At 73.0% G+C, this 19,176-nt stretch carries 15 protein-coding genes and 1 pseudogene; 7 read left to right on the top strand and 9 right to left on the bottom strand.

The genetic code is table 11. The features are described 5' to 3' along the window. Window positions 1-97: 97 nt before the first annotated feature. The gene (locus ACWGKI_RS12275; RefSeq protein ID WP_452187290.1) at window positions 98-724 is read right to left on the bottom strand and encodes a superoxide dismutase; all 627 of its coding nucleotides are present in this window, start codon (window positions 722-724) and stop codon (window positions 98-100) included. 105 nt (window positions 725-829) lie between these two features. After that, window positions 830-2,152 carry an enolase C-terminal domain-like protein gene (locus tag ACWGKI_RS12270; protein ID WP_452187286.1) on the bottom strand — a complete coding sequence of 441 codons (1,323 nt, stop codon included), beginning with the start codon at window positions 2,150-2,152 and terminating at the stop codon, window positions 830-832. A 195-nt stretch (window positions 2,153-2,347) separates the two neighbouring features. Here ACWGKI_RS12270 and ACWGKI_RS12265 point away from each other — a divergent pair, with 195 nt between their 5' ends. Together ACWGKI_RS12265 and ACWGKI_RS12260 are read left to right on the top strand one after the other, a co-directional pair. Beyond that, window positions 2,348-3,049, top strand: a complete 702-nt coding sequence (locus ACWGKI_RS12265; protein WP_452187285.1) for a ThuA domain-containing protein — start codon at window positions 2,348-2,350, stop codon at window positions 3,047-3,049. Next, entirely contained in the window at window positions 3,046-4,173 is a 1,128-nt protein-coding gene (locus ACWGKI_RS12260; protein WP_452187283.1) for a Gfo/Idh/MocA family protein, read from the top strand. Before ACWGKI_RS12265 ends, ACWGKI_RS12260 begins: the two co-directional genes overlap by 4 nt. Window positions 4,174-4,243: 70 nt before the next feature. On the opposite strand, the gene ACWGKI_RS12255 is transcribed toward ACWGKI_RS12260, so the two are convergent. Next, complete coding sequence (locus ACWGKI_RS12255; protein ID WP_452187281.1) at window positions 4,244-8,044, bottom strand: Ig-like domain-containing protein; 3,801 nt, start codon at window positions 8,042-8,044, stop codon at window positions 4,244-4,246. A gap of 171 nt (window positions 8,045-8,215) precedes the next feature. Here ACWGKI_RS12255 and ACWGKI_RS12250 point away from each other — a divergent pair, with 171 nt between their 5' ends. Then, on the top strand, window positions 8,216-8,875 hold the full coding sequence (locus ACWGKI_RS12250; protein ID WP_452187279.1) for an SGNH/GDSL hydrolase family protein: 660 nt from the start codon (window positions 8,216-8,218) through the stop codon (window positions 8,873-8,875). Further along, window positions 8,872-9,570, top strand: a complete 699-nt coding sequence (locus ACWGKI_RS12245; RefSeq protein ID WP_380243574.1) for a GntR family transcriptional regulator — start codon at window positions 8,872-8,874, stop codon at window positions 9,568-9,570. The genes ACWGKI_RS12250 and ACWGKI_RS12245 overlap by 4 nt, the downstream gene beginning before the upstream one ends. A gap of 30 nt (window positions 9,571-9,600) precedes the next feature. Here the strand turns inward: ACWGKI_RS12245 and ACWGKI_RS12240 are convergent, their stop codons facing one another. Together ACWGKI_RS12240 and ACWGKI_RS12235 are read right to left on the bottom strand one after the other, a co-directional pair. Beyond that, complete coding sequence (locus tag ACWGKI_RS12240) at window positions 9,601-10,248, bottom strand: response regulator (RefSeq protein WP_452187276.1); 648 nt, start codon at window positions 10,246-10,248, stop codon at window positions 9,601-9,603. Beyond that, window positions 10,245-11,333, bottom strand: a complete 1,089-nt coding sequence (locus ACWGKI_RS12235; RefSeq protein WP_452187274.1) for a sensor histidine kinase — start codon at window positions 11,331-11,333, stop codon at window positions 10,245-10,247. The genes ACWGKI_RS12240 and ACWGKI_RS12235 overlap by 4 nt, the downstream gene beginning before the upstream one ends. Before the next feature lie 160 nt (window positions 11,334-11,493). Between ACWGKI_RS12235 and ACWGKI_RS12230 the strand changes: the two genes are divergently transcribed. Then, on the top strand, window positions 11,494-13,884 hold the full coding sequence (locus ACWGKI_RS12230) for a hypothetical protein (protein ID WP_452187273.1): 2,391 nt from the start codon (window positions 11,494-11,496) through the stop codon (window positions 13,882-13,884). A gap of 159 nt (window positions 13,885-14,043) precedes the next feature. After that, window positions 14,044-14,400, top strand: a complete 357-nt coding sequence (locus tag ACWGKI_RS12225; protein WP_452187271.1) for a hypothetical protein — start codon at window positions 14,044-14,046, stop codon at window positions 14,398-14,400. A gap of 123 nt (window positions 14,401-14,523) precedes the next feature. Here the strand turns inward: ACWGKI_RS12225 and ACWGKI_RS12220 are convergent, their stop codons facing one another. The 3 genes from ACWGKI_RS12220 to ACWGKI_RS12210 all read right to left on the bottom strand — a co-directional run bounded on the left by ACWGKI_RS12220 (window position 14,524) and on the right by ACWGKI_RS12210 (window position 16,311). After that, window positions 14,524-15,102 carry an RES domain-containing protein gene (locus ACWGKI_RS12220; protein ID WP_452187269.1) on the bottom strand — a complete coding sequence of 193 codons (579 nt, stop codon included), beginning with the start codon at window positions 15,100-15,102 and terminating at the stop codon, window positions 14,524-14,526. Between the two features lie 44 nt (window positions 15,103-15,146). After that, on the bottom strand, window positions 15,147-15,671 hold the full coding sequence (locus ACWGKI_RS12215; RefSeq protein ID WP_452187267.1) for a hypothetical protein: 525 nt from the start codon (window positions 15,669-15,671) through the stop codon (window positions 15,147-15,149). A 76-nt stretch (window positions 15,672-15,747) separates the two neighbouring features. After that, a complete protein-coding gene (locus tag ACWGKI_RS12210) occupies window positions 15,748-16,311 on the bottom strand; it encodes a GNAT family N-acetyltransferase (protein WP_452187265.1) in 564 nt (187 codons plus the stop codon). A 366-nt stretch (window positions 16,312-16,677) separates the two neighbouring features. Here ACWGKI_RS12210 and ACWGKI_RS12205 point away from each other — a divergent pair. Then, window positions 16,678-18,180, top strand: a pseudogene (locus ACWGKI_RS12205) (SpoIIE family protein phosphatase); the annotation flags it as partial. 48 nt (window positions 18,181-18,228) lie between these two features. On the opposite strand, the gene ACWGKI_RS12200 reads toward ACWGKI_RS12205, so the two are convergent. Then, window positions 18,229-19,071 carry an amidohydrolase family protein gene (locus ACWGKI_RS12200; protein WP_452187263.1) on the bottom strand — a complete coding sequence of 281 codons (843 nt, stop codon included), beginning with the start codon at window positions 19,069-19,071 and terminating at the stop codon, window positions 18,229-18,231. Window positions 19,072-19,176: the final 105 nt, after the last annotated feature.

Genomic DNA, 19,176 nt, shown 5'->3' with positions numbered 1-19,176 from the left:
GGTTTGGCCCTGTCTCGTGGCCGAGACAGGGCCAAACGCCCGCTCACAGCGCCCGGGTGGTCCGGGCGGTCTGATGCGGTCCAGTCTGGGCGGAGGGTCAGGCGGGGACGATCAGGCCGGCGGTCTGGGTGCGGGCGCGGTCGAGGCGGGCGGCGACGTCCTGCCAGTTCGCGATGTTCCACACGGCCTTGACGTAGTCGGCCTTGACGTTGAGGTAGTCGAGGTAGAAGGCGTGCTCCCACATGTCGAGCATGAACAGCGGGGTGATGCCCACGGGCACGTTGGCCTGCTGGTCGAAGAGCTGGAAGATCGCGAGGCGCTGGCCGATGGCGTCCCAGCCGAGCACGGCCCAGCCGGAGCCCTGGATGCCGGTCGCGACGGCGGTGAACTGGGCCTGGAACTTCGCGAAGGAGCCGAAGGTGTCCTTGATGGCCTCGGCGAGCTCGCCGGTGGGCTCGCCGCCGCCCTCGGGGGACAGGTTGTGCCAGAAGACGGTGTGGTTGGTGTGGCCGCCGAGGTTGAACGCGAGGTTCTTCTCGTGCAGGTTCACCGCGGCGAGGTCGCCGGAATCGCGGGCCTCGGCGAGCTTGTCGAGGGCGGTGTTGGCACCGGCGACGTAGGTGGCGTGGTGCTTGTCGTGGTGCAGCTCCATGATCTTGCCGCTGATGTGCGGCTCCAGGGCGCTGTAGTCGTAGGGCAGGTCGGGCAGGGTGTACACGGACATCTCGTCCCCTTCGTCGATGCTGCTGTCGTTGCTGGTCACGCTACGACCTGAACCCTCGTTGAGGTCAACGTGTTCCTGGCAACGTGTCCCAGGTCACGCCGCCGGTCAGGAGGTCCAGCACGCGCCGTCCGGGTACCGGAACTCCGCCACGGACGCCGGGTGCATCTGGGTGGAGTAGCCCGGCTTGCTCGGCACCACGTACGACACGCCCTCGCCGGCGTCGGACACGACGCACGGGTCGGTGAAGTGCTCGTGCAGGTGATCGACGAACTCGGTGACCCGTCCCTCCAGCGACCCGGACACGGCGACGTAGTCGAGCACGGACACGTGCTGCACCATCTCGCACAGGCCGACGCCGCCGGCGTGCGGGCACACCGGGACGCCGAACTTCGCGGCGAGCAGCAGCACCGCCACGATCTCGTTGAGGCTGGCGAGACGGCCGGTGTCGAGCTGGCAGTAGTCGGTGGCGCCGGCCTGGAACAGCTGCTTGAACATCACCCGGTTGTGGCAGTGCTCGCCCGTCGCGACGCGTACGGGGGCGACGGCCTCCCGGACGGCGGCGTGCCCCAGGACGTCGTCGGGCGACGTGGGCTCCTCGATCCACAGCGGGTCGAACCGCTGCAGCGCGCGGACCCACGTGATCGCCTCCGGCACGTCCCACACCTGGTTCGCGTCGATCATGAGCGTGCGGTCGGCGCCGAGGACCTCGCGCGCGATGCCGAGGCGGCGCACGTCGTCCTCCAGCCGCGCCCCGACCTTCAGCTTGACGTGCCGGTAACCGGCGTCCACGGCCTCCTGGGTGAGACGGCGCAGCTTGTCGTCGTCGTACCCGAGCCAGCCGGCCGACGTCGTGTAAGCGGGGTAGCCGCGGCGCTCCAGGTGCGCCACACGCTCCGCCTTGCCGGGTGCGGCGGCCCGCAGGATCTCCAGCGCCTCGTCGCGGGTGAGCGCGTCGGAGAGGTAGCGCAGGTCGGCGACGTCGACGAGCTCCTCGGGCGTCATGTCGGCGAGCAGCCGCCACACCGGCTTCCCGGCGCGCCGTCCGGCGAGGTCCCACGCGGCGTTGAGGACGGCGGCCAGCGACAGGTGCACCACGCCCTTCTCGGGGCCGAGCCAGCGCAGCTGGCTGTCGGCGGTGAGGGTGCGGTACGTGGCGCCCATGTCACCGACGACGTCGTCGACGTCGCGCCCGACCAGCAGGTCGGCCTGGTGCCGCGCGGCGAGCGCGACGACGTCGGTGCCGCGGCCGATGGTGAACGTCAGACCGTGGCCGGCGAGCGGCGCGCCCTCCGTGTCCGTGCCGTCGGTGTGCAGGACGACGTACACCGCGGAGTAGTCGGCGTCCGCGTTCATCGCGTCCGAGCCGTCGGCGGTGCGGGACGTCGGGAAGCGGACGTCGGTGATCTCGACGTCGGTGATGGTGGGCATGCGCGCCTCTTCCTCGTGGCGATCTCGTGGCGATCCACGTGAAACATCTGATGACTGATGCTCACCGTAGGGTGCGCGCCGAGAAAACCACAAGGACCGGGAACGTCGGCGACCCAAGACGTCCGAGGAATGGCCGTGGCGGACGGCTAGGCTCGATCCGCTCACGACAGTCATCGACGACGAGAAGGAGAGCACATGACGGATGCGACAAGGCGAGCCCTCGTGGTCCGCGGCGGCTGGGACGGGCACGCGCCGGAGGCGACGACGGACCTCTTCGTCCCGTTCCTGCGCGCCCAGGGGTTCGAGGTGCAGGTCGAGACGGACAACGAGGTCTACGCCGACGAGCAGCTGATGGCGGCCACGGACCTCGTGCTGCAGTGCGTGACGATGTCCGAGATCAGCGGGCCGGCCCTGGCGGGGCTGCGCGCGGCGGTCGAGGCCGGCACGGGGCTGGCGGGCTGGCACGGCGGCATCGCCGACTCCTACCGCGCCAGCTCCGACTACCTGCAGCTCGTGGGCGGGCAGTTCGCCACGCACCCCGGCAAGGAGCCGCACCTGCGGGTGGGGGACGGGTCGGACAACTTCCTGCGGCACACGATCGAGCTCACCGACCTGGGCAGGGAGCACCCGATCACCGCGGGCCTGGGCGACGTCGAGCTGGAGACCGAGCAGTACTGGGTGCTGCACGACGACCTCATCGACGTCCTCGCCACCACCACCCATCCTGCGCCGGACTGGCACCCGTGGCACCGCCCGGTGACGTCGCCGGCGGTGTGGACGCGGCGGTGGGGCGCGGGTCGCGTGTTCGTCGCCACGCCGGGCCACTCCGTCGACGTCCTCGAGAACCCGACCGTCCGGACGATGGTCGAGCGGGGGCTGCTGTGGGCGAGCCGATGACAGGACCGACGAGAGAGCCCGCAGGCATCGGGATCGTGGGCCTGGGCGTCATCTCGCGCCAGTACCTGGACACGCTCGCCGGCCACCCCCGTGCGCGGGTCGTCGCCGTGACGGACCTCGACCGCTCCCGGGCCGAGTCGGTGGCGGCCGAGCTGCCCGGTGCGCGCGTCGCCGCGGACCTGGAGGCGCTCGTCGCCGCCGACGACGTGCAGGTGGTCCTGGACCTCACCACGCCGGGGGTGCACGCGCACGTCGCGCGGGCCTGCGCGGCGGCCGGCGTCGACCGCTACGGGGAGAAGCCGCTGGCCGCGGACCTGGCGTCCTCGCGCGAGGTGATGGCCGCGGCGACCGCGGCGGGCACCCGGGTGGGCTGCGCCCCGGACACCGTGCTCGGCACCGGCGTGCAGACCGCGCGGGCGGCCGTCGCCGCCGGTCGGATCGGCACGCCGACGGCGGCGGTCGCCACCTGGGTCTCGCCGGGGCACGAGGCGTGGCACCCGAACCCGGGCTTCTACTACGCGACCGGCGGCGGGCCGCTGCTGGACATGGGGCCGTACTACCTGACGAGCCTCGTGCAGATCCTGGGACCCGTCGCGTGGGTGCAGGGCGCGGCGTCGCGGTCGCGGGACGAGCGCACGATCGCGTCCGGCCCCCGGGCGGGGGAGCGCGTGCCGGTCGAGGTCGCGACGCACGTCACCGGCGTGCTGGGCCACGTGGGCGGCGCGCTGTCGACGGTGACGGTGAGCTTCGACGCCGTCGGCTCGCACGCGCGTCCGATCGAGGTGCACGGGACGGAGGGGTCGCTCGTCGTGCCGGACCCCAACCGGTTCGACGGCGACGTCGAGCTGCGTGCGCTCGGCGCCGGCGGGTGGGAGGTGCTGCCGCCCGAGGCGGGCTTCGAGGGCGCGGGCCGCGGCGTCGGGCTCCTGGAGATGGTCGGCGCGGTCGGCCTGGGCGACGCGCCGTCGTCCCCGCGCGCCGGCGGAGAGGTGGGGCTGCACGTCATGGAGGTCATGTCCGGCCTGCTGGACTCCGCGGCCGACGGCCGCCGGGTCGCGATGACCTCGGCGCCCGACGTGCCGCCGCTCGTGCCGCTCACGCCGACGGACGTCTGGCGGGCCTGATCCGTCAGGAACGGGGCCTGTCCCGCCGTCCGACCGGACGACGGGACGGGCCCCGTTCTCGAAGCGGCGGTCAGCTCGCGGGGGAGATGCTCATCTCGCCCGCGGGCCCCTGCCGGTAGACGGTGAAGTACCCGTCGGTGGCCAGGGCGTTGTCGGCGGTGTCGTCGAGGTAGCTCCACACCGGTTCCCCGTCGACGCGCAGCACCACGCGGACGCCGCCCTCGACGTCCACGGCGCCGAACGTCACCTCGTGGGTCGAGTTCGGCTCGATCACCGTGTTGGGGAACGTGTCGACCATGAAGACGGCGGGGCTCCACCTCTGCATCTCGATGACGTCCTCCTTGATCACCACGAGGTAGCCCGAGCTGCTGTTGGTCCACACCGGGTCGCCGGCCGTCTTCGAGCGCACGGAGAACCCGAACCAGCCGCCGTTGTAGGCACCGACGGAGGCGTCGAACCGGAGCAGCTCGTCGCCGAACTGCGTCGGCCTGAAGCTCCACGCGCCGCGCGGCGCCAGGTGGGCCGCGCCGTCGGCCACCGTCATCCCCTCGCCCGGCGCCCAGGCGGCGGGGTCGAGGATCTCGTCGCCGAGCGACGTCACGGGATGGTCGGCCGCCCGCACCGTCACGGAGGACGACGCCGCGAGGCCGGGCACCACGGTCGACGTCGCCGTGATCGTGGCCGTGCCGGCCGCGACGCCGCGGACCACGCCCTTCGCATCGACGGTCGCGACGGACTCGTCGCTCGAGGTCCACCCCAGCCCGGTGCGCGTGGCGTCCGCGGGGGTGAACGACGGCGCGAGCGGGTGCGTCTCGCCCGGCTCGATCGTCGCCTCGGCCGGCGCCAGGGTGAGCCCGTCGGGGTCGACGCCCACGAGCGAGAACCGCACGTCGTCGAAGTCCAGCGACGCGAAGCCCTGCACGTAGAAGCCGACCTTGCCGGCGCCGTCGGGCGCCGGGTTGGCACCCGCCACGACCTGCTCGCCGTCGAGCAGCACCCGCACGCCGCCGGCCGTCACCACGACGCGCACGTCGTACTGGGTGGACGGCTCCAGCCCCTCGCCCGCGGGCAGCGTCACCTCCTTCACGGTGCCCCAGGCGGAGTCGAAGATCGTCCATGTCGAGCCGGCCGCCGCGTGGCGGTAGCGGACATACCCGCCCGGCGTGCTGCCCGTGCGGTCGTAGACGAGCATCTGGCCGCCCTCGGGCACCTCGGCGGGCGTCGTCACCGTGAAGTCGAGCGCGTACTCCGTGAAGGAGCGGTCGAGCTGGGAGTTGGCGCCGTTCTTGATCCGGTAGACGTGGTCGCCCGTGCCGTCGTCGACGATCGCGCGGTTCGGGTCGGTGGCCCAGCCGTTGCCGCCCGTCTCGAAGTCCGTGGAGTGCAGCACGCCGTCGCCGGCGGCCACCGTCACGGTCATCTCGTCCCGGACGCCCGCGTCGGCCTTCGCCTCCGCGGTCACGGTCACCTCGCCGGGCGCGACGGCGGTGAGGATCCCCGCGGCGCTGACGGTCGCGACCTCCGGGTCGCTGGAGGTGTAGGTGACCGCCTGCTGCGTCGCGTTCCACGGCACCGCCTGCGCGGCCACCGACACCTCGTCGCCGAGCGTCACCGCCAGCTGGTCCGCCGGCAGCACCAGGGACTCGAGGGCCACGCTGTCCGGCGTCTGCGACTGGCCCACGTGGCCGTCCGTGCCGATCTCGGCGAACGGGATCGCCTGGAAGCCGGGGACCTGGTCGAAGACGGCGGCGTCCGCACGGAGCGTCCAGTCGCCGTTCGCCGCGTCGACGAAGCCCGGGTCGGTGTCCGTGACCCAGTTGTCGCCGTAGTTGAGCAGGTTCTTCGTGTCCAGCGCGCCCTCGGCGTTGACGTCGGGGTTGCGCTTGCGGTTCGGGTTCCACACGACGTTCTTCGCGAACGTGGAGTGGTTCGGGAAGTAGTGGTCGTCCTCGAAGAAGTGCCCCAGCTCGGGGTACTTCTCCAGGTAGGGCGTGCCGACGAAGTCCTTGTTGTCGGCGAACACCTTCTGCCACTTCGGCATGTACACGCGGTCGACGGTGTTGCCCTCGCCGTCGCCCATCCACTGCGTGTAGTTGTCGTACGGCACCTTCGTGTCGACGAACACGTTGTTCGTGGCGTCGATGTAGTCGGCGGAGCCCGACTTGATGGCGTCGTTGCCCAGGTTCACGAAGACGTTCTGGCTGATCTCCAGGTCCCACGTGAAGTTGTCGGCGTAGATGCCCTCGATGCCGTCCTTGCCGACGCCGATGTCGTGGAAGTAGTTCTGCCGGAACACGTGACCGCGCTGCTGGGGCGTCTCGCCGGAGTTCATGTAGACGGCGCCGAGGTCCTGGAACGTCTTGCAGACGTCGTAGACCTCGTTCTGCTCGAACAGGTGGTCGTTGCCGTGCACGATGACGCCGGGGTGCGGGGCGTCGTTGATCTCGTTCCCCCGCGCGACGTTCCCGACGCCGTCGAACATCACGCCCGGGTTGTACGCCTTGTGGTAGTACGCGAAGTCGTGGATGTGGGAGTCCTCGACGCGGTTGCGGCCGGGCGCGAGGGTCGTCTTGTCGCCGCCCTGGAGCACGACGCCGACCCCGCCGACGTGGCGGATGTCGCTGGAGACCACGGCGTGGTCCGTGCCGCCCCGGTTCACCGGGATGCCGTCGTACGTGTACCGGCCGGGGGAGTTGATGAGCACGCCGCCGTCCGTGAAGTTCTGGACGTCGCTGTGCGAGATCGTCACGTGGCTCCCGCCGAGGATGACGGCAGCGGTGGCGCGCCCGTACTCGAGCACCAGGTCGTCGAACGTCACGTACGACGCCCCGTCCGTGCGGATCATCGGCTCGTCGAGCGTCGTGACGACGGGGGCGCCGCGCTGCGCCAGGAACGACGCGTTCGGCACGAGGTAGAGCACGCCGGCGTCGCGGTCGATGTAGTACTCGCCCGGGGCGTCGAGCTCCTCGAGCAGGTTCTGCGCGAAGTGGAAGTCCGGGTACCAGGTCTTCATGAGGCCGGACATCTCGCCGTACCGCAGCGTGATGGTGCGCGCGTCGGTGTCGATGGCGGCGATCTTGTTGTACGACCACTCCCAGCTCTGGCCGAAGATGCCGTCGAGCCAGATGTCCTTGGCCTGCGTCCAGTACTGGGGCCGGTTGTAGGAGTAGCTGAAGGTGCCGCCGCGCTCCTGCAGGTCGGCGTCGTCCTTGGTGGGGCCGGCGTCGACGATCTTGTTCATCTGGACGGTGTCCTTCGCGGCGCCGGCGTTGGGCCAGCGCGCGAGGGTCATGTCCTCGCCGTCCACGTACAGCTCCATGGGCGGCGTCGTGCTGACGTCGTTGGCCTTCCAGTAGCCGTGCCGGCTGAGCTGGCCGTAGTCGTCGATGCCGAGCGCGCCCAGGTCGATCTGGAGGACGTCGTCGCGGGCGGACGTCTCGACGATCCGGTCGAGCACGCCCTGGTCGGTGACGGGGGCGAAGCCGTCGTAGGGCAGCTCCTTGCCGCCCGTCAGCGTCGCGGTCTCGCCGGGGTAGGAGGCGTAGGTGACGGGGGCGTCGGGGGTGCCGGAGTCCTCCGGGCCGAGGCGGAACGACGACGAGCGCTCGTACGTGCCCTCGCGCAGGTAGACGGTGACGCCCTTCTTCCGCTGCCCCTTCGACAGCGCGCGGACCGCGTCGCGGGCGCCTTCGAGGGTGGCGAGGGGCCGCTGCTGCGTCCCCTTCGCGTCGTCGTCGCCGGAGGGGGAGACGTACAGGGTGGTGCCGGTCTTGGCCTGTGGTGCGGCGTCGGGGGGATCCGCGTGCGCGGCGGTCTGGGTCCCTGCGACGAGCAGGGACGTCAGCAGCAGTGCTGACAGGGGTCGCTTCATTGCGAGTGCTCCGACCTCTCGTGGGGTCACGGGTAGTCGGGGCGACGCGGGTGCGCCGCGCCCGGATCGTCAAGCATCGGCAGGTTACATTAATCGATAATCGCTGACAATGAGGTGCTGACGGCCCCGACCCGCTACGGTCGGACCCGCACGCCACTCGAAGGAGAGCTCATGACCCGCAGCGCCACCCCCGGACGACTCGTCTTCGTCGGGGACTCCATCACCGACGCGGGCCGCGACCGCGGCGACGTCACGTCGCTCGGCGACGGCTACGTGAGCCTCGTCGCCCGCGCCCTGCCGGACGCCGAGGTGGTCAACGTCGGCGTCGGTGGCGACCGCGCCGTCGACCTGGAGGCCCGGTGGGAGCGCGACGTCGCGCCGTCGGCCCCGGACGTCCTCACCGTGTATGTCGGGGTCAACGACACCTGGCGCCGGTTCGACGCCGGCGACGCGACGGGCGCCGAGGCCTTCGAGGCCACGTATCGCCGACTCCTCGTCCGGGTCGCGGCGCCCGACGCGGGCGGCCCGCGGCTCGTGCTGGTCGAGCCGTTCCTGCTGCCGGTGCGCGACGAGCAGCGAGGCTGGCTGGAGGACCTGGCGGGCAAGCGGGACGTCGTGGCACGGCTGGCCGCCGAGACGGGGGCGGCCCTCGTGCCGCTGCACTCCCTGCTCACGCGGGCGGCCGAGAGCGCGGGTGCGGCCACCCTGGCGCCCGACGGCGTCCACCCGACGCCGTCGGCGTCGCGCATCATCGCGGACGCGTGGCTGGCCGCCTTCCACGGCGAGGACGCACAAACGATTGTCGATAACGAGGCTAGGCTGCAGGGATGACGGACGCGCTCAGCTCGATCGGGGGCCTGGAGCGGGGGCTCCTGTCGGACCAGATCTACGACCTCGTGAAGTCGATGATCAAGACGTCGCAGCTCGCGCCGGGGGAGCAGCTCGTCGAGTCCCAGCTCGCCCGCCGCCTCCAGGTCAGTCAGGCGCCGGTGCGCGACGCCCTCAAGCGGCTCTCGCACGAGGGGCTCGTGACGCACGTGCGGCACCAGGGCAACTTCGTCGCGCAGTACTCGGAGGAGGAGGCCCACCAGGCCAAGCAGGCACGCGTCGCGCTCGAGGCGCTCGCCGGCCGGCTCGCCTGCGGGCAGCTCGCGCCCGAGACCCGCTCCAGCCTGGAGAAGGTCATCGACGAGATGCACGGCGCCGTCGACGCGCACGACCTCCCCGCGTTCCGCGAGCTCGACTTCACCTTCCACCGCGCGGTCATCGAGGCCAGCGGCAACGGCTACCTGCCGCGCATGTGGGACATCATCGAGCCCAGCCTGCGGTCGATGCACCTGCTGGGCGACCCGGAGTTCACGGGCGACTGGCACCAGGTGGCCGACTGGCACCGCAGCCTCCTGGACGTCCTCGACGCGGGCGACGGCGACGCGGCGTCCACGCTCTTCGAGGCGCACGCGGCGGGGACGCTGCTCGACGACGAAGGCCCCGACGGGCCCGACGACACCGGAGGCAGCGCTGGCTGACGCCCTCGCGGGCGGCCGGCTCCTCGCGGGCTACGGGTGCGCGGCCTCGTGGGCGAGGATCGCGGTCTGGGTACGGTTCGTCGTCCCCAGCTTGCTCATCGCGCTCGCGAGGTAGGCCTTGACGGTCGACTCCGCGAGGTAGAGCCGCGCGGCGATCCCGGCGTTGGAGAGCCCGTCGGCGAGCGCCTCGACCACGTCCCGCTCCTTGGGGGCGAGACGGTCCAGACGGCGGCGCGCCTCGGCCCGCCGCCCGGAGGTGTCGTCGCCGGCGGCGGCCAGCAGGTGCCGCGTCACCGCCGGCGAGAGGATCGCGTCACCGGCCACGGCGGCCCGGATGCCCTGGTGCAGCTCGTCGGGGGTGGAGTCCTTGAGCAGGTAGCCGGTCGCGCCGGCCCGCAGCGCGGGGAGCACGTAGTCGTCGGTGAGGAAGCTCGTGAGCACGACCACGGCGGTCTCCGGGTGCTCACGGCGGACGGTGAGGGTCGCGTCGAGGCCGTCCATGACGGGCATCCGCATGTCGAGGAGAAGCGCGTCGGGACGCTCCGCCCGCACGAGACGCACCGCCTCCGCCCCGTCGGCGGCCTCGCCGACGACCTCGAGGTCCGCGGCGGACTCGACGAGCCGGACGATGCCGGCGCGCAGCAGCGCCTCGTCGTCGGCCACCACCACTCGGATCATGCGGTCCTCCTTGGCAGCACGGCGCTGAGGCGGAAGCCGCCGGTGGCCAGGGGAGCGGCGTCCACGGTGCCGCCGAGCAGCGCCACCCGCTCCCGCAGCCCTGCCAGCCCGAAGCCGCCGGCGGGGAGGCGGGTCGGCGGGGCGGTCGGCGGCCCGTTCTCCACGGACACGCGCAGCTCGCCGTCCGCGTCGGCGAGCCGGATCGTCGTGGGTGCGCCCGGCGCGTGCCGCAGCACGTTGGTGAGCCCTTCGTCGACCACCCGCACCGCCGTGCGATCGACGACGTCAGGTGGTGTGTGCGCGGCGACGGCGCCGACCACCTCGACGGGCTGCCCGGCCCGTCGCGCCTCGTCGACCCGCGCCTCCAGCTCGGCGGCGGTGTCGCCCGCGCCGGTCCCTCCGGCGGTGGTGCCGCCGTCGACGTCCAGGGCCCGGAGCACGGTGCGCATCTCGGCGAGGGCGGCACGACAGCTGGTGGCGATCTCACGCGCGGCGCGCCGGACCTCGTCGTCGGGCGTGGCCGTCCCGAGCACCTCGGCCTCGACGACCGCGTAGCTCATCCGGTGGGACACGACGTCGTGCAGGTCCCGGCCGAGCGCAGCCCGCTCGGCCGCGCGCGCCTGCGCCTCCGCCCGGACGGAGGCCTCCGTGTCCGCCTCCTGCTGGATGCGCTGGAGGCGGCCCGCGGCGTACGCGAACAGGATGATGAGGATCCCCGCCCACAGGAGGCTCGGCCCCGTCGGTTCCGATGTGAGCAGCCAGGTGGGCCACGTGAAGGTCACCGTGGCGAGGATCGCCCCGATGCTCGTGCGCGACGACGCCACGAACAGGCCCGTGGCGTGCGCGGCGCCGAGGACGGCGACGACCGGCGTGACGAGGCCGGCGAGGACGCATCCCGCCAGGACGAGCAGAGGGTGCCGGGACCGGGCGAGGAGCAGCGCGGCGGCCCCGAGCTGGGCCGCCGTCTCGGCCCACGTGGGGGCCCAGCCGAAGCCCGAGCCGGCCCGGAACAGCACCAGGAGGAGGCCGCCCACGGCGCAGACCGAGGCGACGAGCACGTCGATCCGCGTCCGGGCGGGGTCCACGGCCTCAGCGTAGCCAGCCTGCGCGAGACGGCGACCGCACCGGCGCGCACAGATACCGACGTTCGGAGGTAGGGGAGGCCATCGTTCGGGCGTGCCGCGGGTGGGGCCTCCGGCGGGACGGTGGAGGCATCAGAAAGCCCCACCACATCGAGGGATGATCATGAAGGTCCGTCGCACCGCCACCGTCTCTGCCGTCTCCGCCGCCCTCGCGCTGGGCGCGCCGCTGGCGGCCTTCGCCGGGGAGGGGGACACCACGGCCCCTCCGCAGCCGGAGTCCTCCGCTCCCGCGACCGATCCGGCGCCCGCCGAGGAGGGCCGCGACGGCGACGGGTCCGGCGACGCGGAGACCTCGTCGTCCTCCGGTGCGACGACGTCTCCGAGCACCTCGGCCTCGTCCGAGACGGTCGCCGCCGAACCGGCCGAGCCTGCCGAGCCGGCTGAGCCTGCCGAGCCTGCCGACCCCGTCGTCGCCCCGGCGCCCGACCAGACGACCGACGCGGCGACCGACGAGTCGACCGACGCGGAGCCGGCCGCGGAGAGCGGCTCCGGCGCAGCCGACGAGACGGCCGACGACACGGCCGACGAGGCCGCCGGAACCTCTGAGGACGGCGAGCCCGCACAGGAGGAGGCACGGACCTCCGACGAGGCGCCGTCGGCGACGACGGCCAAGGACACCGCTGCTGAGGACGCCGCTGCCGAGGACACCGCGCCGGCAGGCGCACCCGCGACAACCGCCCGGGGCGCCGCCCCTGCGGCGTCGTTCCTCGCGGCCACCTCCGCCGCCTACCCCGACTCCGCGTACGAGCCGCACTGGCACGACGGCGGTCAGGACGGCTTCTCCTGCGACTACTGGTACTTCCTGGAGCCCGCCGAGGGCGGCTCGGGCAAGGACTGGAGCGGCTGGGGCGGGCAGCCGCAGCTGCACATCCTCCACCACACGCTGGTGGACGACGACGGCACCGTCCACATGGTCTACGACCGGGACATCGCCGGCTCGTGGTACCACGCCTGGTCGGGCGACGAGAGCGTCACGCCCGACGCGGACGGCATCCACTGGGAGAACACGTCCGCCCAGCAGACCGTGCTCGTCAACGGGTACAAGGGCGGCAACGACCTGACCGCGCGGGCGGCCGACGCGCAGCGGCTGTTGGAACGCGCCGGCGTGACCCTCAAGCCCGGCACGAGCTGGGAGACGTACCTCGGCTGGTACCAGTCGTCCATCGACGCCGGCCAGTACACGCAGGAGCAGGTGCGCGAGTGGTGGCAGCAGCAGGTGGACAGCGAGCGCGAGCGCCTCCTGGACTACACGGCGTACGAGGCCACCCAGTTCGCCGTCTGGTACTTCTCCACCGGCCACGAGGTGATGGGCCTGCTGTTCGACGTCGACGCGAACAACCACGTCACCGTCTCCGAGAAGGCGCTGCAGCAGTTCGAGGCGTCGGACGAGGACTGGACGCGCAACTGGGACGAGGGCTACAACAGCGACCGGCGGGCGACGCTGAAGACCGCGGCCTGGCTGATCGAGCAGGGTCTGACGACGAACGTGGTCATGCCGCAGCCCGGCTTCACCAGCAACGGCTACGTGCGTCACGCCGACGGGACGACCGACTACGGCTTCACGGCCTCGCTGGTCGGCGGGACCGGCGACGTCCACGTCGAGCTCCGCACGGCGGACGGCGCCCCGGTGCCTGACGGCGTCGTGCTCGTGGACGCGCAGGGCCGCGTCGTCGACAGCGTCACCCCGGGACAGAAGGTGTTCGTCCGCGTCCCCGCCGGGACGAAGGTCGCCGACCTCCCGACGTTCCAGCTCTGGGGCTCCGCCGAGGGCACCGAGCAGGGCAGCCCGCACTTCTACACCGGCTGGGACCACAACAACCACGGTGAGGGGACGACCGACCCCGAGACGGGGCAGTGGACGCCGTCCCAGTTCCAGCACTGGTTCATCGGCCTGGGCGAGCTCGACCGTCCCTCGACCGCCTGGGACTGGGTCGGTGTGACGCTGGCGGACGAGCCTGAGGACCCGACCGACCCGACCGACCCGACCGACCCGACGGACCCGACGGACCCGACGGACCCGACGGACCCGACGGACCCGACGGACCCGACGGACCCCACGGACCCCACGGACCCGACGGACCCCACGGACCCCACGGACCCCACGGACCCCGCCGACCCGGCTGACCCGGCGGACCCGGCTGGCCCCGCCGACCCGGCTGGCCCCGTCGACCCGGCTGACCCGACGAACCCTGCCCACCGCACGGACGAGGGCGGCACCTCGGGCCGGACCCCCGCCCCGAGCGCGCCGGTGTACGTCAGCCACGAGGGCACCGTCGTCGCGGCGGCGGACTCGGCGGACCCGACCAACCTCGGCCCGTCGTCGGACGCGCGACAGACGGCGCAGGTCGCCGTCACCGCGCCGGAGCGGTTGGCGCAGACCGGCAGCGACCCGGCCCTGCTCGCCGCGAGCGCGCTGATCGTGCTCACCGGCACCGGGCTCGTCCTGGCCGGACGCCGGCGCCACGGGGACGCCGACGCGACGCACGTCGAGTGACCGGACGCTGACCGCGCGGGCCTCGCACCTCCGGGTGCGGGGTCCGCGCGTCGTCGCTATGTCCGCGACCTCTTCACCACCCCCCGCGGGTGAAGTTCTGGCAACGGGCGGTGCTCAACTCCTCGGCTGACCGGGTGCTTTGCACAGCTGGTCGTGTGCGTGCTCGCCGTTGCCCGGTTGCTGCAGGCTGCTTTCCCTCCAAGGCTTGCCAGGTACGACGTGGACTCGGCGACCATCGTGGTGGACCTGCCCGTCCAGGTCACGTCAGTCTCGGGCCTACCGGCAGGGTGCACCTACGCCGCATCCACCGACGACGTGACGTGCACGACCGGCGCGATCGCTCACGGTGACGAGTTCGCCGGTTCCTTCAACGCCAACCTGGGCCTGTTGTCGATCGGCCAGCTGCCCGCAACGGCGACCCGGACCACGTCTGCACCGACAGACCCGGACGCGACGAACGACACGGCGTCGGCGAACTGCAGCGTCCTCACCAGCCTGCTGGTCTCCTGCCCCTGACAGGCACCAGGGTTCGGTCCGCGGCGCTGGCCGCGGGCCGAACTCCTGCCCGAGTGTCTCGTCGCATGGCCATCCTTCCTCGCGTCACGACATCCGATGGAACCGTGCCTGACTGTCGTAGCCCTAGTCAGGCTGGACGACGGTCGTCTCCGCGAGCGAAGGCGTGTCCAGCACCGAGATCCGCATGGAGTCGACGACGGTTCGTAGAGGGGTCGGGTGCGGGTCGACGGGCCAGTCAGCTCCGCCCGCCGTCCCGAACAGGGCCATGCCGCGCGGAACGGTCGTGCTGAACCGGAGCGTGTGCCAGATCCCGTCGAACCCGGCCGCGTCGAAGGCTCGTGCCCACGCTTGGGGCACGTCGTAGGGCGTCATGTGGCACAGCTCGTTGCTGATGACGCCGTGGGAGATGGCGTCCTGGTGCTGGGTGTGCGCGAGGCGCATGTCCCGCGGGAGGGTGAGTGCCGAGACGTACCGGTCGCGCAGGAGGGCCGCCGCGACGAACCCGGCGTCTGCGACGTCGGCACCGATGAACTCGCGTGCGGCGGCCTCGGGGCGCGAGGCGAGGTAGCAGGTGCCGCGGGGAGGGTCGAGGTCGAACCGGCCCTTGCGGTTCGAGCTGAAGTACCACGGCGGCAGGTGGTGCTGGCGGTACCACAGACGGCCAGCCTGGATCCTCTTGTGAGGGAACGCAGCAAGGTCCACTCCTTGGCGGGGTGGACCTTGCTGCGTCTCGTCGCGCCGCTGCGTCATGCGGCGGCTGACCAGCGGTCGGCGGTCTCTACGGCCAGGTCGACCGCGGCGCTGCCATAGCGTTCCCACGCTGCGGGATCGGTGACCACCTGTCGCGGCGTCTGGCCGTCGAGGGCGGCCGCCGGCGTCGCGAACCAGGTGGCGCGGATCCACCCGTCCTGGTCATCGATCGCGCCCAGCGGCCCCAGCAGGTCGAGGACCTCGGGCCGTACCCGACCCCGGTCGAACTGGAACACCGGGAACAGGCTGTGATGGTCCCGCGTGATCACGCGCAGCAGCCCGTTTCGCCTCCGGCGCTGGTCGACAGCCTGACGCGTCACGTCCCCGAACAACCGCCGCACGCCCGCGATGTCGTAGAAGGGGCCCACGAGCGCGTCGTAGGTGGTCCGCCTGGGCAACGCCCCGACCATGGCGCGAGCGATCTCGACGACGTCGTCCGTGCGGGGCTCGACGTCGTCCGGCAGCTGCGCGATCTGGCGAGCCACCTCCTCGGTGAGCTCCTGCTTGAACTGTGTCGACATCGCACGTCCCTCCACTGTCAACGCCGTCAACCCAGGCTAAGGCGCGTCGTCAACGGCGTCAATCTAGATCGCTCGATCAGGACGGGCGCGACCCGAGCGCCTCCCACTCCGGGCCCAGGACGGACCACACCTCGATGTCCTGCCGCACGCCGCGATACTCGTGGTGCTCGCGCAGCACGCCGTCGCGCTGCATCCCCAGCCGGCGGGCGACGGCGATGCTCGGCGCGTTGCCCGACGCCGCCCACCACTCGACGCGGTGGATGCCGCGCTCCCGGATCGCCCAGTCGATGATCAGCCGCGACGCTCGCGTCACCAGGCCGCGCCCCGCCGCCGCCGGCTCCAGCCAGCAGCCCGCCTCGGCCGTGCCCTGCGCCACGTCGAACGTGCGGAACAGGACCCCGCCCACGAGCCTCCCGTCCCACCAGATCCCGTAGAGCCGTCCGGTGTCCGTGGCCGCCTTCTGCGCGTACGCGGCGAGGAACGAGCGGCTGCTCTCAAGGTCGGTGATCCGGTCGGGCAGGCCGACGAACTGCCCGATGAACTCCCGGCCGCGGTCGATGCTCGCCAGCAGCTCCTCCGCGTGCCACGGCTCCAGCGGGCGCAGCTCGGCGCCGTCGTCCCCGAGGGACCTCGCGAACATCGTTCCTCCACAGCGTCGGGACGTCGTCGGGACGTCGCCGCAACGCGCGCCGCCGACGAGAACGGCACGAGCGTAGCGAGGCCCTGGTCACGTCCGCGTCCGCCCCCGGGTGCGTTCGGCCTGGTCGGCGCAAGAACGGCCGGGCGACGCCGAAAAACGTCCGCGCAGATACCGGGCCGGGGCCCCGCGCCTCGCTACGATTCGGCCGTGGAGTCGGGATGGTTCGAGGCGGCGACGGCGGGCAGCGCGGTCGGCCGGGAAGCCCGGGCGGTCGCGTGGGAGGACACCCCGCTGGGCCCGCCGAGCGGGTGGCCGGTCGCGCTGCGGCATGCCGTCCGGCTGTGCTTCTCGACGCGCTTCCCCGTGATGCTGGTGTGGGGCCCGGACCTCACCCTGATCTACAACGACGGCTACCGCGACATGCTCGGCACGGACAAGCACCCGGGCGCGCTGGGAGCGCCGGCCGCGGCGGTCTGGGCGGAGATCTGGGACGACGTCGGCCCGCTGTTCGAGCGCGTCCTCGCCACCGGGGAGCCGACGTGGAGCCGGGACCTGTCCCTGCACATGAACCGGTCGGGGTTCGACGAGGAGACCTACTTCACCTTCTCCTACAGCCCCCTGCTGGACGACGAGGGTCGGATCGCCGGCGTCCTCGACATCGCGACGGAGACCACGCAGGAGGTCGTGATCCAGCGCCGGCTCGGCACGCTGGGGGAGGTGCACGCCGCGCTCCCGACGACGTTCGACGACCTGCCCACGTTCCTGCGTCCCGTGCTCGACCTCCTGGCTCGCAGCGCCGACGTGTCACGCGCGGCGGTCTACGACGCGTCCGGCCTGGACCTCGTCCTGGAGGCTGGTGGGGCCGCGGTCGCAGGCGAGCGCGACCTCGTCGCCCGCGCTCTCGGCTCGGGCCAGCGGCTGACGTCCGAGGGCGCGGTGGTGAAGCCGGTGCGCTCCGGGGTCGGCAGGGGCATCCTCGCCGTGCTGGTGCTGCACCCCACGTCGACGCGGCCCTGGGACGCCGACTACGCACGCTTCCTGGCCGTCCTGGCCACGACGATCGCGGCGACCCTGCGCGACGTCGTCCGGCGCCGGGCCGCGGACGACGACCTCCGCCGTCGTGCCCGGCGCTCCGAGGAGGAGCGGGTACGGGCCACCGAGGTCTCCCTCGCCCTGCAGCGGGCCGTGCTCACCGACCCGCCGCAGCTCGACGACCTCCAGGTGGTGGTGCACTACCAGCCGGCGGCCCTGGAGCGGGACATCGGCGGGGACTGGTACGACGCCTTCGCGACGCGCGACGGCGCGACCACGCTCGTCATCGGCGACGTCGTCGGCCACGACCTCGGGGCCGCGGTGGCGATGGGGCAGCTGCGCGCCCTCGTGCGGGCCATCGCCTACGACAACAGCAGCGAGACCCCGGCGCGGGTCCTCGAGCGGGTGGACGCGGCCGTCGACGGGCTGCTCGTCGAGGGGGCGGGCACGGCGACGGTGCTGGTCGCCCGGGTCGAGCAGACGGAGGACCAGCAGCGCCGCGGGGCGCGCACGGTGCGATGGTCCAGCGCCGGTCACCTGCCCCCGGTCCTGGTCCGCGCCGACGGGACGAGCGAGGTGCTCTGGGTCCGCAACGACCTCGTGCTCGGCGTGATGCCGACCACGGCCCGTCGGGACCACGTCGTCGAGGTCCAGCCGGGCGACACGCTGGTGCTGTACACCGACGGCCTCGTCGAGAACCGCGGCGACTCGCTGCGGCTGCGGGTGGCGCGGCTCGCCCGCGTGCTGGAGGGCACGCACGCGGCCGAGCTCGACGACCTGCTGGCCGCCGCGCTGACGGGGATGCTGTCCGAGACGGTCGAGGACGACGTCGCCATCGTCGCCGTGCGTCCCCGACCGGAGGGTGCGGCGGCGTCGTCCGGGCGGTCAGGCGACGACGCCGTAGAGGCGGCGGGCCGTCCCGGACCAGAGGGCGTCCTCGCCGGCCCCGGAGAGGGGCGGGAGGGCGCGGGCGGTGCGGTGCACGACCTCGTCGTAGAGGGCGACGCGCGCTGACATCGGCCAGTCGCTGCCGAACAGCAGCCGTTCCGGGCCCAGCAGTGCGACGGCGGCGCCGACGGCCACGGCGAGGCGGGCGTCGTCGTCGGGCGCCGTCGTGAGGAGACCGGACAGCTTGGCGTGCGCGCGCGGGTGCGCGGCGAGGGCGGCGAGCCCGTCGTGCCAGGCGCCGTCGGGCGCCCCGGCGCCGAGCCCCAGATGACAGACGACGACGTCGAGCGCGGGGTGGCGGGCCGCGAGGGCCGCGACCGCAGGGAGCTGCGCGGGCCGCACGAGCGTCTCGAGCACCCGGCCCGTCGCGGCCAGGCCCTCGCACAGGGTGTCGAGACCGGCGACGTCGGACAGGTCCGCGGCGCCGCCCGGGACGGCGAGCCGGACGCCCGCGACCCGGGCGGCTCCCCCCGCGGCGTCGTCGTCGACCACCGGCTGCGCCGCCCCGGCCCACGCGGCGGGGTCGCCGGGACGGGCGTCGTACTGCAGCACGACCGGCCCGGGCAGCGGGCCGTGGGCGTCGGCCTGCCGCACCAGCCAGCGCGCCTCGTCCTCGGTGTCCGCGGCCTGCACGGCGACGGCGGCGCGGACCGGCACCGGCGACGTCCCGGTGGCGCGCGCGAGGTCGTCGGCCCCGACCCGGGCGGGCAGGCCGAGGCCGTCCCGGAACCAGGAGATCCGCATGGCCGCCGTGTCCCACAGGTGGACGTGCGCGTCCACGACCCCGCCCACCGTCCCGGCGAACCAGGGGGGTATGAAGGTGGGGGCGCGGGGGGACGGAGTTTACACCACGGAGGGCCCCCGGGGGGGGGGGGTGGCCGGCGC

The sequence above is a fragment of the Isoptericola sp. NPDC055881 genome, assembly GCF_053615895.1.
The sequence above is the reverse complement of the archived record's forward strand: the minus strand, read 5'-3'. Positions and strand labels throughout refer to the sequence as shown.

What these genes read in the sequence shown, in the direction of transcription:
- ACWGKI_RS12275 (WP_452187290.1), bottom strand. Translation starts at nt 724, where the DNA reads ATGTCCGTGTACACCCTGCCCGACCTGCCCTACGACTACAGCGCCCTG.
- ACWGKI_RS12270 (WP_452187286.1), bottom strand. Translation starts at nt 2,152, where the DNA reads ATGCCCACCATCACCGACGTCGAGATCACCGACGTCCGCTTCCCGACG.
- ACWGKI_RS12265 (WP_452187285.1), top strand. Translation starts at nt 2,348, where the DNA reads ATGACGGATGCGACAAGGCGAGCCCTCGTGGTCCGCGGCGGCTGGGAC.
- ACWGKI_RS12260 (WP_452187283.1), top strand. Translation starts at nt 3,046, where the DNA reads ATGACAGGACCGACGAGAGAGCCCGCAGGCATCGGGATCGTGGGCCTG.
- ACWGKI_RS12255 (WP_452187281.1), bottom strand. Translation starts at nt 8,044, where the DNA reads ATGAAGCGACCCCTGTCAGCACTGCTGCTGACGTCCCTGCTCGTCGCA.
- ACWGKI_RS12250 (WP_452187279.1), top strand. Translation starts at nt 8,216, where the DNA reads ATGACCCGCAGCGCCACCCCCGGACGACTCGTCTTCGTCGGGGACTCC.
- ACWGKI_RS12245 (WP_380243574.1), top strand. Translation starts at nt 8,872, where the DNA reads ATGACGGACGCGCTCAGCTCGATCGGGGGCCTGGAGCGGGGGCTCCTG.
- ACWGKI_RS12240 (WP_452187276.1), bottom strand. Translation starts at nt 10,248, where the DNA reads ATGATCCGAGTGGTGGTGGCCGACGACGAGGCGCTGCTGCGCGCCGGC.
- ACWGKI_RS12230 (WP_452187273.1), top strand. Translation starts at nt 11,494, where the DNA reads ATGAAGGTCCGTCGCACCGCCACCGTCTCTGCCGTCTCCGCCGCCCTC.
- ACWGKI_RS12215 (WP_452187267.1), bottom strand. Translation starts at nt 15,671, where the DNA reads ATGTCGACACAGTTCAAGCAGGAGCTCACCGAGGAGGTGGCTCGCCAG.
- ACWGKI_RS12210 (WP_452187265.1), bottom strand. Translation starts at nt 16,311, where the DNA reads ATGTTCGCGAGGTCCCTCGGGGACGACGGCGCCGAGCTGCGCCCGCTG.